The sequence below is a fragment of the Novipirellula galeiformis genome, assembly GCF_007860095.1.
Lineage (GTDB): Bacteria > Planctomycetota > Planctomycetia > Pirellulales > Pirellulaceae > Novipirellula > Novipirellula galeiformis.
The window spans coordinates 1046496-1060333 of sequence record NZ_SJPT01000001.1 but is presented as its reverse complement, the minus strand read 5'-3'; the positions used below and the strand labels follow the sequence as shown (position 1 = coordinate 1060333).

Below are 13838 nucleotides of genomic sequence, written 5' to 3'. Positions count from 1 at the left end.
AATGCTGGAATGATTCGGCCTAATCTCCTCTTTGCATTCCTCTTTGTGTTGACGAGTTCATGGGACCGGTCGGCGATAGGGACCGGTGCGGCGGCGTCCGCTGACGCGCCCCCCTCGCAACCGAATCTCATTTTCATTTTGTGCGATGACTTAGGCTGGGGTGACCTTGGCGTTCTGTACCAGAACGATTCTCAACACGACAAGCGGCTGCATACGCCGATGATCGACCAAATGGCGGCCGAAGGCATCCAGCTTCGCCAACATTATTGTCCCGCTCCGGTGTGTGCCCCGAGCCGCTCGTCACTGCTGAGCGGCGTGCATCAAGGTCACGCCGAGGTGCGTGACAACCAATTCGACAAACGCTTGGCCAATAATCACACGCTCGCCACGGTGATGAAAAACGCCGGATATCGAACGGCGTTGATTGGAAAGTATGGATTGCAGGGTGAGGGCGATTCGGCGGAAACGTGGCCGGCCTATCCGACTCAACGAGGTTTCGATGAATTTTTTGGATACGTTCGTCACGGCGATGGGCATCTGCATTACCCGACCGACGCGTGGCCACTAGGCAATAGCGAACACCATCGCCTACCCAAACAGGTGTGGCACAACGACCGCGAAGTTTCCGCGGGACTTTCGAAGTGCTACACCACCGATTTGTTTACCGCGCGCAGCAAACATTGGATCGCCCAGCACACCAAATCGAATCCGCAAGAGCCGTTCTTTTTATACCTCGCTTACGACACCCCGCACGCCGCCCTGCAGACGCCGACAATGGCCTACCCCAAAGGCAGCGGCATTGATGGGGGCATTCAATGGACCGGCAAGGCGGGGCAGATGATCAACACCGCCCAAGGCGAGATCGATTCGTACCGCCATCCCGATTACGTCGGCAAAGGATGGAGCGATACAGAAGAACGATTCGCCACGATGGTGCGACGGATTGACCATTGCGTTGGCGATTTGCTGCAAACGCTGCGTGATTTAAAAATCGACAAGAACACGATGGTCGTCATTTCGAGTGACAATGGGCCTCATCGAGAAAGTTACCTTGCTGGCGCCGACTATCATCCGACGTCGTTCCAGTCGTACGGACCACTCGACGGTATCAAACGCGATGTTTGGGAAGGCGGCATTCGCGTCGCTACGTTGGCATGGTGGCCCGGGCACATTCCCGCAGGCAAGATCAACACGGAACCAAGTCAGTTTCATGATTGGATGCCCACCTTTGCTGATCTCGGCGGAATTGCCGCTCCGGCCCGCACCGACGGAGTTTCATTGCGACCACGGTTGATGGGAACAGGCAAAGGCGCCGCGAGCCAGATTTATGTCGAGTACGCTCAGAGCGGGTTGACGCCAAAGTACGAAGATTTTTCGCCTTCGCATCGCGGTAAAAAACGAGGCCAAATGCAAGTCGTCCATTTGGACGGATTCAAAGGCGTGCGAGTGAACATTCAGTCGCACAACGATCCGTTTCAAATTTTTGATTTGAAGAAAGATCCGAAAGAACAGCACAACCTCGTAGACACGAATCCGCGATTCAAAAAACTTGAAAAGCGAATGCGCGACCACGTCTTGCAATCACGGATGCCCAACGCGAGTGCCCCGCGGCCGTATGACAATGTCGCCATACCGGCGGTCCCCCAGACGGAAATCACCCCCGGTTTGAACTGGTCGTTTTACGAAGGCCATTTCCCTTACGTTCCGAAAACCCATGGCATGACACCGCAAAACAAGGGTATTTCGGCGAACATCCATGTAGCAAACCCTGGCGGCAAAGGTGCGATCCAGTGGACCGGTTGGCTTGAGGTTCCAGAAACGGGAACGTACGAAATGTCGCTGTCGACCGCCAGCAAAGCGTTTCTAAGAATTCACCAAGCGTCCGTACTCGATGCCGACTTTGGGTACCAAGCGGGACAATCACGTACCGTTTCGATCAAGTTGGCCAAGGGGCATCACCCGATCGAATTGACCTGTCTATCCGATGGCCAAACGCCGCCAACCCTCGATTGGAAATGGGGGCGATCGGCAAGCGAGCTCACTTCCGTCGAGGACAAGGCGTTGTTCCGCAAGTAGTTCACCTCCATCTACCTTAGGCTCGATTTATCCACCTCCGTTGACCCGAAAGCTCCCCGGCGGGGAGCGTTCCTCTTTAGGATTTTTTACGATGACCCCTGAAAAGCAAACCGACAATCAATCCAACCGTCGCAGCTTTATCACGCAATCAGCCGGAGTCGCCGCGGCGACATCGGTGGGCTTGTCCGCCACGCGTGCCGCTGCAGCATCAGGTTCCAACGAACGGATGCGAATCGGATTCATTGGCCCTGGGGGCCGCGGCTTTGGCGCTCATGTCAAGACGCTGTGCAAACTGCACGAAGAAGGCAGGAACATCGATCTCGTTGCTGTCGCCGAAGTCTATCAGACACAACGAGACAAGGTCGCCGACCACATCAAGAAAGCGACCGGAACGGATCCCGGTCGCTATGTCGATTACCGCGACATGATCGAAAAAGAAAACCTCGACGCCGTATGTATCGGAACGCCCGATCATTGGCACCATAAGCAAACGGTTGATTCGATCGCGGCGGGACTGAATGTCTATTGCGAAAAACCGATGACCAAAACGGTCGAAGAAGCGTTTTCAGTCGAAAAGGCTTGGCGTGAAAGTGGCAAAGTGATGCAGGTCGGCGTGCAATCGACCAGCTTGCCCGTGTGGAACGAAGTCAATGAATTGCTCAAGGGCGGCAAGCTTGGCAAGGTGCTTGGATTCCAAACCGAATACTTTCGCAATAGCGACATGGGGCAATGGCGATACTACAAACTCGAAGCCGACATGACGCCCAAAACCATCGATTGGGACCGTTGGCTCGGCGCAAGCGAAGGCCTTGCACCGGAGATGCCGTTTGACCGTGAAAAGTACAAGCAATGGCGCCGTTTTTGGCCGTTTGGCAGCGGCATGTTCACCGATTTGTTTGTGCACCGCACCACTTCGATGTTGAAAGCCACCGGACTACGAATTCCTGGACGTGTCGTCGGTGGCGGTGGCCTCTTCATGGAATACGACGGCCGCGATGTTCCCGATGTGGCTACCGTGGTCGCCGATTTCAACGAAGGCGTTCAAGGCCTTGTGACCGCCACGATGTGCAACCAAGAATCACGGATTGATCAATTGATTCGCGGCCACTTTGGCACCTTCCGTTTTGGAAACGGCGAAGAATTTGATGGCTTCGATTTTGTTGCCGAGCGTCCTCAGGTCACTCACCAACGCGATTACAAAGACGAACGCATCGCCACGGAAAAAGTTGGCAATACGACGTACGCTCACTTTGTGAACTGGCTTGATGCATGTGAAGCGGGCAAGCCCATGATGTGCAACAACCCACCCGACTTGGGTGCCGCCGCGATCGCCGTGGTGAACCTCGGAGCGGAAAGCTATCGTCAAGGCAAAGTCTTCTTTATCGATCCGGAAACTCGCGAAATCAGCACCACCGACCCGGGCTGGGCTAAGAAATGGGAAAAACTTTCCGAAGCCGGTGCGGATCCCAAGCATATTCCCGGATGGACCGCGGGTGATTTTGGTAGCAAATTGGTCGAGCCCGAATACATGAATCTCGCCGGTCCATGGATCGACGGCAAGGATCCCGCGAAGTCGTAATTCGCTGAACCGCGGTTGCCGCGTTTCGTGGCCCGCCTTGGGTTCCTGAATTTTCGCTCAGGACAAAAAAAAACCGTCCAATGACGTTTTCACATCATTGGACGGCTATTCAAAATGCTTCGATCGGTCGGCGGCAAAATGGAGCCGCTGGGAGAAACGCGAAAGTCTCAGCGTACTACTGTACAAGCCTTTGAATGACTTTGGCGAACCCGGAAAATGATCCCTCTGCCGAAATTAGACGACCGAAGCGGTTGCGGGTCTTATTCAGTCCCACAACCTGTATCTTAGACTCGCTAAGGTAGTCATCAAGGTAGGTCGGCAAAAGTTTACCGAGTCGATGAGAAGAAGTTGGATCATTGAGGCTTTTTTTTGAATCCTCTTTTGCTATGAATCGATTCCCAGTAAGACATTCACACGCTTTTTACCTGTAGACCCACGAATCTTAAAATTCTATGAAATCAATTGAATCTCCTTTTCGTCTGACCGGACGCCGCGCCCTGGTGACCGGTGGCACCCAAGGCGTAGGGGCTGCGATGGCGAAGGCGATCGCAGCGGCCGGCGGTGACGTCTTGATCCTCGGGCGAGACGAAGATGCGCCCGCCAAGCAAACGCTCAATGAACTGCGTGAACTGGGGGTCCAGGCGGAATTGTTGACCGCCGATCTCTCCCTCGCGCCGCACGAATATCTCGCCGATTTGATGAGCGAGATTGACCGCACGATGCCCGGAATCGACTTGTTGGTGAACAATGCGGGCACGTTTATCGACACCTCGTTCCTGGAGATGACGTACGAGCGATACCGCACGACGATCGATCTGAATGTGACGGCTGGCTATTTTCTGACTCAAGCCTTTGCCCGGCGTTGGATCGAAGCGAATGTTGCCGGACGCGTATTGTTCACCGGCTCGATCAACGGAATGTTGGCCGAACCCGATCACAGCGCTTATGACACCAGCAAAGGAGCCGTCGCGGCGATGGTCCGCTCGCTGTGCGTTGCCTTGGCACCGCATCGCATCCGAGTCAACTCCGTCGCCCCCGGTCTGGTGCGCACCCCGCTAACGGACATCGTCAACCAAGATAATCGGCTGGAAAGTTGGATGCGATTGCACACCCCCAATGGACAAGTCCCCGAAGCAGAGGCTTGCGGGGGCGCAGCCGTCTTTTTACTCTCCGACGCCGCCGAGCATGTCCAAGGACAAACGTTGTTGGTCGATGGCGGGATGAGCGTCTGGCAACAACCCGACGTGCCCAAAAATTGGTAGCCCAAAAATTGGTTGCCGGCTAGCGGATTTTCATCACGGATGTAGCTATCGTCGCCAGTCGCTGGACCCCGTTCTGGCGAACGTAGCTACTTTTAACGTAGCTACTTTTTCTGAGCCTAGGTGCTTTTTCAAAATGCGCTAATTCGATGCCAATCCAGCAATCGGCATTTTGACACGATAGACCGCGCCGCGCGCGGTCACGTACATCGTCTTGCGATCGGCGCCGCCAAAGGTGACGTTCGCTGGCTGATGCGGAAATCGCACCAAGCCGACCGATTTTCCCGCCGGCGAAAAAATCTCGACGCCGAGATGGGTGGTGATGTACACGTTGCCTTGGACATCCAACGTGATCCCATCGGCTCCGGTGTCGCGTTTGCCCTGGGGCTGCGTCAGCCGACAAAACATTTTGCCATCACTGAGCTTGCCGTCGGACAAGACATCGTAGACAAGCATCTCGGCTTGCTTGCTCGGACAAACGTAGAGCTTCTTTCCGTCCGGCGACAAACCGATGCCATTGGGCGCATCGATGCCTGCGGTCACTCGGGTGACGTCCCCGTTGTTGGCAATGTAATAAACCGCTTGAATCCCTTGGGGCAGCGGCGTGGGTGCACGGTACAGTGGGTCGGTAAAATAAATCCCACCTTGTTTGTCGATCACCAAATCGTTGGGAGCATTAAAGCGTTTGCCTTCGTACGCATTGGCAAGCACCGTCGCGGAGGCGTCGTTTTTGTCATAGACGACAACCTGTCCATCCATTTGGCAAGCCAAAATCCGGCCATCCGCGGCGACCACGATCCCGTTGGTGTGTTTGGATTCAAGGGTAAAGACGTCCACCGTTCCATCGGCATGCACTCGGTGAATCGCCGTGTTGGGGATATCGGAAAAGTAAAGAATGCCGGACTCATCCCAGGCGGGTCCTTCGGTGAATTGGAAGCCATCTTTGACCAATTCGACATCACCGACCGGGAAAATCGCATCCGCCGACGCCGACGTTTGATTCGATGACGTTGTTTCTTTGGCGAAGCCATGACCGCCGGCGAGCAACGCAACCAAGACAGTCACCGCAGCGGTTCGCACCACGAGGCGCAGCAAGACAGTTCGCTTCATTCTAAAAACCTTCACTCACGAGTGGTGGGACAAAGTCGACGCCCCGGGTCCGACGCTCGGGCCAACGATGGCCAACGCGTACCAGGGGGAGAGCGATTACAGAGAAGCAATTCTAAGCTAAGAAGTCACGTCGCACACGCGTCAGATAGTCCAACAACGGACGAGGCTTATTATCCGCATCGATTAGACCGGAGTGGCTCAGCACGTGCGGTAACGCATCGGACCAACCGTCCCAAACAATGCCGTGCACGATATGTTTGGCAAGCAGGGTGCGGATCAAGGGACTCGCGATTCGCAATTGCTCGGAGCTCAAATCGAGCTCCGAGGCGGTCGCCGGAAGCGTCTCAAGCGGATAGACCGCTTTCTCGTCGGGTCCACGGTCACCGGGGATCGCCAATTGGACAAGCAGTGGCATCCCCAGCGTTCCCCAGCGATCGATCATCTGACCAAAATCAATGGCCGATCGTGGCAGCGTAGCACCGCTGGCGTAATTGATTCGAATCTCCAACCCCAAACCGGCCATTCCCAGCCCGCTGCGAGCGATCGCATCGGCAAAGTGAAGCGGTGAGATACCGTCGCGATCCTTTGCCAAATACTCGCCAAACGGCTGATCGAACATCATGATCGCAGGCGTGTTGGGATCATTGCGACGAACCGTCTGTAAAATCCCCACCGCCAATCGCATCACTTGTTCATCGTCGAGTTTTAGTGGGCCAGGCGTATTGAGTCCCGACGCACAATTCCAAAGCTGAACCGAACCTCGCAATTTCATCACCGTCCGCTCGGCGAAATGACACACCGATTGCAACAACGACTCAAAATCATCTTCGAGCAAGTACAACCAATGCGGCATCAACCGCTCGCGAAAGTCCAGCAACGGTCCCCCGATCACGCGCAAGCCTTTGGAGGCGCACCAACGGATCGAAGCTTCGGCGGCATCCCAATCAAATCGTCCAGAATCGGTTTCAATATCGGCCCAGCTCAAACGCACCGCAGCGGAATTGAATGCCGAACAATACGTGGGTTCATGTTCCGAATCCGTGGGGCTGGGCGGAATCACCGCGGCGCCTAACAACGTGCCGATTTGCGTCTCACGTTGTTTTCGAAACGCAATCGACTGGACCGCATAACTATCACCGAGCTCGGCATTGGCTTGCTCGAGAATCGAGATCGCTTCGATCGCAAACTCCGATGCCACCGCGGGATCCCCCCGCCGCTGAGCCGCCTCGAGAAAACGCTCGGTTCCCTCGCTCAACAGGTCAAGGAACCGACTGCTGAGCGTCAACCCGGCGCGTTCCCAAGCATCGGATTGAATCCGGGCTCGATAGCAACTGCCGCGGGCCAGTTCCAAAGGGAGCAAATGGGTTTCCTGCAGCGGGCGCAAACTACACGTGTTCAGCGTGCAATAGCCGACCCCCTCAATGGGACACGCTAAATACAACTTGCCAGAGGATTCGATGCCGCGTGTGATCGTTAGTCGTGAGCCATCAAATTCATTTCGCGATTGCCAAGGCACCCCTTCGATACCGCTGATATAGGCATCTTTCCAAAGCGAACGGCTGATAAAATCTTGTGCCGTCTCAGGGACATCAAAGAAAAACTGTCCCATAGTGTCTTGCCAGGCTAATTCCGAAGTAGGTGATCCATGCGCGTCCGCAACTGAAAATGAACGGGAAGAAGATAACGTATTATTCCCGGCGCGTCGTCATCCGCGTTTCAGCAAGCGACATTGTACTTTCTAAACAACAGAATCGCGAGCCGAGGCCCGTTGCCGAGTGCCCCACGTTTTGGCAAAGTAAACGAATGAGCAACCTCAACGAATCCACCGACCAAGGCCTGTACGAGTTCGATCCCTCCGGCGCGCTGCTAGCGACCCATTTGCCGATGGACCGCCGCAGCGGCAAGGTGCGAGATGTCTACGATCTCGGCGACCGTTTGATGATCGTCAGCAGCGATCGGATTAGCGCCTTTGACTACATTTTGCCCAGCGGGATTCCCAATAAAGGGCGTTTATTGACGCAAATGAGCCGCTTTTGGTTCTCGATCCTCAAAGGCCGCCATCATTTGAAGTCGACCGAGATCCCGCTGGAATTGTCGCAAAAATTCGACACCTCGCCGCTCGAAGGCAGGACGATGATTGTCGAAAAGGCCGACGTGGTGCCGTTTGAATGCGTCGTGCGTGGCTATCTCGAAGGAAGCGGATTGCAGGAATACCAAGCGACCGGTGAAGTGTGTGGAAACCCTCTGCCGGAGGGGCTGAGACAGTGTGACGCGTTGCCACAGCCGATTTTTACTCCCGCCACAAAGGCGGAGCAGGGACACGACGAAAACGTGACCTTCGCTCGGATGGCTAACGACATCGGCCAACCGCTCGCCGAAAAACTTCGCGAGGAAAGCTTGAGGATCTACCGCGAAGCCTCTGAGCATGCTGCTTCCAAGGGATTGATCATCGCCGACACAAAATTCGAATTCGGAATCGTCGCGGGTGAGATCGTGTTAGTCGACGAAGTCTTGACCCCCGACAGCTCGCGGTTCTGGGACGCAGCGACCTATTCGCCGGGAGCGGCTCAGCCCTCCTTTGACAAGCAATTCGTTCGCGAGTATTTGTCCAACTGTGGTTGGGACAAACAATCCGATCCACCTGCGCTGCCCGCGGAAGTGATCGAGCGGACCGCGGCAAAGTACAACGAAGCGTTCCAGCGGATCACGGGCGAGACCTTGGCGTGATCGGTGACAAAGGAATCGGCCTCGCCTCAGACGAGGTTTGCCGTCAGACGAGGTTTGCCGTCAGACGAGGTTTGCCGTCAGACGAGGTTTGCCAGCTGAGGAGGTTTGCCAGCGGAGGAGGCTCGCGGCGAGCGTGCTCCGCTTCGCCGCATGACTTCCGCTTGCCGCAAGACTTCGCCGCAAAACCTCCGCTTCGCTGTGTCACCCAAGAGTGCGCTGTGTCACCCAAGAGTGCGGTTTCGATGGGGGCCTACTTCAGTTGACAATGCTCGAGGATTTCCTCAGCACCAGCTCGATAGCCCACGTAAAACGGCCCGAATTCGCCATACTTCGCGCTCGCCTCGTCGAACCGCATCTTGTAGACGATCTCTTTGAGGTACTCGGGATTTCGCCCCCATAGGGTGACCATCCACTCCCAATCGTCGATTCCGACGCCGACGGTAATCAATTGGCTGACCTTTCCGGCAAACGCCATCCCGCTTTGCGCGTGCTCGGCCATCATCGCATTCCTCGCGCTGAACGGCTCGGTGAACCAGTTGGCGCCGACCACGCGGCTTTTGCTCATCGGGTAAAAACATGCCGATGGCCAATCGGGAAAATCGGGACGCAACCGCTGTTCGTTCATCATGGGCAAACGTCGCTCATAGGCACCAACTTTGGCCGCGACTTCGGCTGAACCGGCCACTTCGCCACCGGCGATCAAACGTCGCTCATACTCTTCGATCGTAGGAACGTACTCACTGACTTCGCTCAGCGAAACAAAGGACCATGTGGCTTCGATGAATTGCCCCAACGGCGGCGCGATCAGCCGCTGGTGAACGGCATCGACCTTGGCGGGATCGGGATCCATGATCATCACCGCAAAATCGGCTCGATGGCCGCTGGTCCAATACGTCCCCAATCGCTCGGGCGCAAGCTCCGCGGCTGGCTGCAACGCTGCCTTGAATTGAGTTTGGCACTCCTGACTCAAACGCCCCGAGAGCGATTCGCGACGGAAGCGATAAAAATAATGGCCGCAATGCCAGCCGGTTTCAGGAACGGTCGATGGCTCGGGCAACGGCGCCCCACGATGCCCTGGCGACGGACGTCCCGAAGTTGGACGCCCCGCAGGCGACGCAGCAGTAGAGGGGACAGGACGCCCAGCGGATGGATCGGGAGTGGTCATCTTAAATCGCTATCAAGGAAGGGGGGTGGCAACAGATACAAGCAACAGAAATCAGGAGTAAACATGGTACCCCGACCGCGGTGCTCTTTGCCAGAAGGGCGAATCGACCGAGTCTCATTCGAACAATGCGATGGGCACGATCCAACCTGGGGCAGGAAACCCACCGTGGGACTGGACACGCACCATCAACCTAAGCCACGGTGACGTGTCCACCGGCGGGGCATCTATCCTCAAACCGCCTACTCCAAGGTCCGCCTACTCCAAAGTCCATTGGGTATAACGATCGCGATAGCCGGTGTGCTTGGACCAGCTCCGCTTGCCGCTAGCGCCAAAATAGCCATATGAGTAGGGCGTCTTCCAGCTCGAGCTTTCCTTGGCATTGGGAATCAGCGCCGGCGTACCGATGTTGCGTTGCTGGTGCGACGCATGCGGAGGATGCGTTTCAGCGTAACGGGCACTCAGCTTGTTTTTAGGCAGACTCAATTCAGGCGACCGAATCACACGGTGCGTCGGCGTTGGGTCCTCCGGCCCAAGCGTCCCGCCGAATAGATCCGAAAGCAAACCGACGTTCTGGCTCGCGGGATCGCCGGGATGCTCCGACACGTTTGTCGGCCTTTGATGCAGAGGGCGATCGGATCGAAATGGCGATCCACTCTCGGATTGGGTGGCAGCGGACGTGCCGGAAGCCAAACGGATTTGTTGAGAACGAGTCGCTGCATTGCCAACTTGAACGGGGGACCGCGACGACGCAACGGGGGCGTGCCGCACCGGTTGCGGCCAATCGGCTGGATCGCGCAGCGGTTGCGGAGGCTGGTTTGAAGCGGGCACGGGCGTCCAGGCTCGACGCGCCCGTAATTCCGCGGGCGACCTATCGTCCGCCCGAGCGGGCGACACCTCACAGGCGACTGCCAGAGCGAGCAACGAAAACACGCAACGCTGCCAACTTGATTCGATACGAATTGCCATCATTTCAAGAACTCGGCTCATGGTAACCTGGGTAAACTGGTGGCTTTTTAACGAAGACCACCTTTTTACTCATCGGTTGGTTTACACCGTCCTCTTCAGGAGAAAAATCCAAGATGGCCCCAAGTTAGCGAGAGTCAGGATTTTTCAAGTTCTTTGTAAGGATTGCCCTGGAAACGCCATTGTCGGGAAACGTATGGTGAAGCTAAGCAAAGTATTCAAGATACGAAGTTTGCTATTGGCTGAAACGCGGGTCATCGTACTCCGGGTTCGGAATGCGCCGGTTACGCGATTGGTGACCGCCGCGCCCCCCACTTTTGACGAATCGCGTTCCAATTCGGCGATAGTTCGATCTCGGATTCGGCGATAGAACAGGAAGAGGCGGCAACGGAGGCCGCAACATTACTCAAGGAAGAACTAATGAATATGCAACGCCGCCGCTTTGTCGCTCTTATGGGTTCCTTTTCGGTCACCGCTGCGCTTGGTACAGCCACAGCGCGCGGCGAAGAACCTCAACTCGTCGAACCCATCCATCGCGTCGCGAATGCCGCAAGCCTGACCCCAAAACACCTGACCCAACATCCGTTGGACCGCGCCCTGGACATCGCGACGAATGCCTTGACGCATTGCCGCGCGAATATCAACGACTACACCGCCATCCTGGTGAAGCGAGAGCGTGTGGGCGACACCCTTGGCGATTACGAGTACATGTATGCGAAAGTTCGTAATCGCAAGATGGACGGTGGACAAATCACTCAACCGTTGAGTGTCTACCTTGGTTTCCTCAAGCCTACCAGCGTCAAAGGACGCGAAGTTTTGTTTGTGGAGAACCAAAACGATGGCAACATCGTCGCTCACGAAGGAGGATTCAAAGGCAAGTTCCTGCCTACGGTGACGATTCCTCCAGACGGGATGCTGGCCATGCGTGGCCAGCGTTATCCGATGACCGAGATTGGGCTCGAAAACCTGATCGTCAAGTTGATCGAACGTGGCCAGCAAGCCAAACAGAACCCGGGAGTCACGTGTGAGTTCCGCAAAAACGCGCACGTGAAAGGCCGGGTTTGTACCGTATTGCATGTGACACAGCCCACGCCTACCCCCGGCGCTGAATTCCACCAGGCTCAGATTTTCATTGACGACGAACTAAATCTACCGATTCGCTATGTCGCGTACGATTGGCCGAAGCGTGCCGGAGCCCCATTGGAAGTCATCGAAGAGTACACCTATCTCGACTTGAAGGTGAACGTCGGACTGAGCGATTCGGACTTTGATCAATACAACTCCGTCTACAATTTCCACTCCAAGTAGAGCGGCCTAACTTCCGTTTCCAACGAACCGCTTGGCAGCGAAGGGTCCACTTCGCAGCTAAGGGCTCCTTCGCGTCAGCCCCATTGGTCCGTCAGCCGATCGCCATGGTCCTTGTTAGTTTGATCCTTGTCAGATCGGCACTTGTCAAATCGGTCCTGATCGGTTTCGAAGCGTCCCTTCGGGGTGGTTAGGGAACCGCACCGCACGGGCTCAGGCAAACAAGCTTCGCGCTAAGCGACTTTGCGCCAACATGCCTCGCGTGTTGCCCAAGGCGGGAACTGTCCAAGGGAAACTGCGGCGAAGTTTTTATGCTCAGCGACACGTCGGCAACGGGACCCAGCGAACCGCCGCACGGCCCTCGCGTTTCTCTTTGGGCCGCTTAGAATTCGGGCAGCTAGAAACGGGCAGCTAGAAACGGGCAGCTTAGAATGCAGCGTGGTGATCCCGGTTGGGGATCATTTGCCCAAGGGTTACAATCCGCCGACGATTTTCCAATTCCCCCGTCCTCTCCTTCCACCTTTTATTCCATTAGGCGTTTTTATGTTCAAAGGACTTGGCAATCTCGGCAATATCGCATCGATGGTGGGATCTTTTCAAAAACTGCCCGACAAATTGAAGCAACTCCACGAGCAGATGAAGGACGAAACCGTGACCGGCAGCTCCGCCGATTCCGAAGTCACGGTTTTGATGAATGGATTGGGTCAGGTACAATCGGTACAGATCCGTGGCGAGCATTCCAGCGAAGCGCTTGAGCCATTGGTTCTCGAAGCCACCAACGTGGCCGGAGCGGCCGCGAAGCAATTGTATGCCGACGGCATCAGTCAGATGGTTTCCGACTTGGATATGAACGTTCCGGGATTGGATGGAATTTTGGCAAACTTAACCGGAGGCGTTTAATTCAACGATGAGCAATCACGCCGGCGCTGTTTCTGAATTGGTTGAACAACTGGGACGATTGCCTGGAATCGGACGCAAAAGCGCTGAGCGATTGGCGTTCCACCTGTTGCGCGTCAGCGAGCACGAGGCGCTCGGATTGGCCGATGCCATTCGCCGGGTCCGTAAAGATGTCCGCTATTGCTCCGCCTGTTTCAACCTCTCCGAATCCGAACTCTGTACGATTTGTGCCGACCCCAGCCGAGATCGGACCCGGCTGTGTATCGTCGAGCAACCTCGCGATCTGATGAGTCTTGAACAATCGAGCGTCTTTCGAGGGGTCTACCACGTACTGTTAGGGCGGATCGCTCCCCTTGACGGAATCGGCCCCGACCAATTGACCATCGACCCCTTGGTCGAACGGGTGCGGAAGGGAAAATTCGTCGAAGTGATCATGGCGACAAACCCCACGGTCGAGGGAGACGGAACCTCCTTGTACATCTCCAATCTGCTGAGCGAGTATCCGGTCGAGATTACCCGCTTGGCCCGGGGCATCACGGCGGGCAGTGTGCTCGAATATGCCAACCGTGAAATGATTGCCGATGCCTTGACGGGCCGGCAAAAACTCTAAGGTTCGCTTGCAGATAAAAGATTTTTCTTAATCCAAGCCACATTTTGCCTCCAATGGCACGGTTCGTGCTGGTAGAATTGCGATACACCTGCATCGCATCGTCTCACTCGGGGCTGGCGGCGTCAGGAATCCCACTCCTCCTAATTC

General features: G+C 55.9%; 11 protein-coding genes. 7 read left to right on the top strand and 4 right to left on the bottom strand.

Annotated elements, in window-relative coordinates; all coding sequences use genetic code 11:
* Positions 1 to 9 precede the first annotated feature (9 nt).
* The 3 genes from Pla52o_RS03815 (at position 10) to Pla52o_RS03805 (ending at position 4917) form a co-directional block, all read left to right on the top strand.
* A complete protein-coding gene (locus Pla52o_RS03815; protein WP_146593216.1) occupies positions 10 to 2076 on the top strand; it encodes a sulfatase-like hydrolase/transferase in 2067 nt (688 codons plus the stop codon).
* Between the two features lie 91 nt (positions 2077 to 2167).
* Positions 2168 to 3655: a Gfo/Idh/MocA family protein gene (locus Pla52o_RS03810; protein WP_146593215.1), complete on the top strand. Its 1488-nt coding sequence runs from the start codon at positions 2168 to 2170 to the stop codon at positions 3653 to 3655.
* Positions 3656 to 4107: 452 nt separating this feature from the next.
* Complete coding sequence (locus Pla52o_RS03805; protein ID WP_146593214.1) at positions 4108 to 4917, top strand: SDR family NAD(P)-dependent oxidoreductase; 810 nt, start codon at positions 4108 to 4110, stop codon at positions 4915 to 4917.
* A 138-nt stretch (positions 4918 to 5055) separates the two neighbouring features.
* Here Pla52o_RS03805 and Pla52o_RS03800 read toward each other — a convergent pair whose 3' ends face one another.
* Positions 5056 to 6024 carry an SMP-30/gluconolactonase/LRE family protein gene (locus tag Pla52o_RS03800; protein WP_146593213.1) on the bottom strand — a complete coding sequence of 323 codons (969 nt, stop codon included), beginning with the start codon at positions 6022 to 6024 and terminating at the stop codon, positions 5056 to 5058.
* 112 nt (positions 6025 to 6136) lie between these two features.
* The gene (locus Pla52o_RS03795) at positions 6137 to 7633 is read right to left on the bottom strand and encodes a glycoside hydrolase family 10 (protein WP_146593212.1); all 1497 of its coding nucleotides are present in this window, start codon (positions 7631 to 7633) and stop codon (positions 6137 to 6139) included.
* Between the two features lie 194 nt (positions 7634 to 7827).
* On the opposite strand from Pla52o_RS03795, the gene Pla52o_RS03790 reads away from it, so the two are divergent.
* On the top strand, positions 7828 to 8751 hold the full coding sequence (locus Pla52o_RS03790; RefSeq protein WP_146593211.1) for a phosphoribosylaminoimidazolesuccinocarboxamide synthase: 924 nt from the start codon (positions 7828 to 7830) through the stop codon (positions 8749 to 8751).
* A 250-nt stretch (positions 8752 to 9001) separates the two neighbouring features.
* Here the strand turns inward: Pla52o_RS03790 and hemQ are convergent, their stop codons facing one another.
* Complete coding sequence (hemQ, locus tag Pla52o_RS03785; RefSeq protein WP_146593547.1) at positions 9002 to 9808, bottom strand: hydrogen peroxide-dependent heme synthase; 807 nt, start codon at positions 9806 to 9808, stop codon at positions 9002 to 9004.
* Positions 9809 to 10171: 363 nt separating this feature from the next.
* Positions 10172 to 10903 carry a hypothetical protein gene (locus Pla52o_RS03780; protein ID WP_146593210.1) on the bottom strand — a complete coding sequence of 244 codons (732 nt, stop codon included), beginning with the start codon at positions 10901 to 10903 and terminating at the stop codon, positions 10172 to 10174.
* A 396-nt stretch (positions 10904 to 11299) separates the two neighbouring features.
* Here Pla52o_RS03780 and Pla52o_RS03775 point away from each other — a divergent pair, with 396 nt between their 5' ends.
* The 3 genes from Pla52o_RS03775 to recR all read left to right on the top strand — a co-directional run bounded on the left by Pla52o_RS03775 (position 11300) and on the right by recR (position 13691).
* The gene (locus Pla52o_RS03775) at positions 11300 to 12187 is read left to right on the top strand and encodes a DUF1571 domain-containing protein (protein WP_146593209.1); all 888 of its coding nucleotides are present in this window, start codon (positions 11300 to 11302) and stop codon (positions 12185 to 12187) included.
* Positions 12188 to 12727: 540 nt separating this feature from the next.
* A complete protein-coding gene (locus Pla52o_RS03770; RefSeq protein WP_146593208.1) occupies positions 12728 to 13084 on the top strand; it encodes a YbaB/EbfC family nucleoid-associated protein in 357 nt (118 codons plus the stop codon).
* Positions 13085 to 13091: 7 nt separating this feature from the next.
* On the top strand, positions 13092 to 13691 hold the full coding sequence (gene recR / locus Pla52o_RS03765; protein ID WP_146593207.1) for a recombination mediator RecR: 600 nt from the start codon (positions 13092 to 13094) through the stop codon (positions 13689 to 13691).
* The last annotated feature ends 147 nt before the right edge of the window (positions 13692 to 13838 follow it).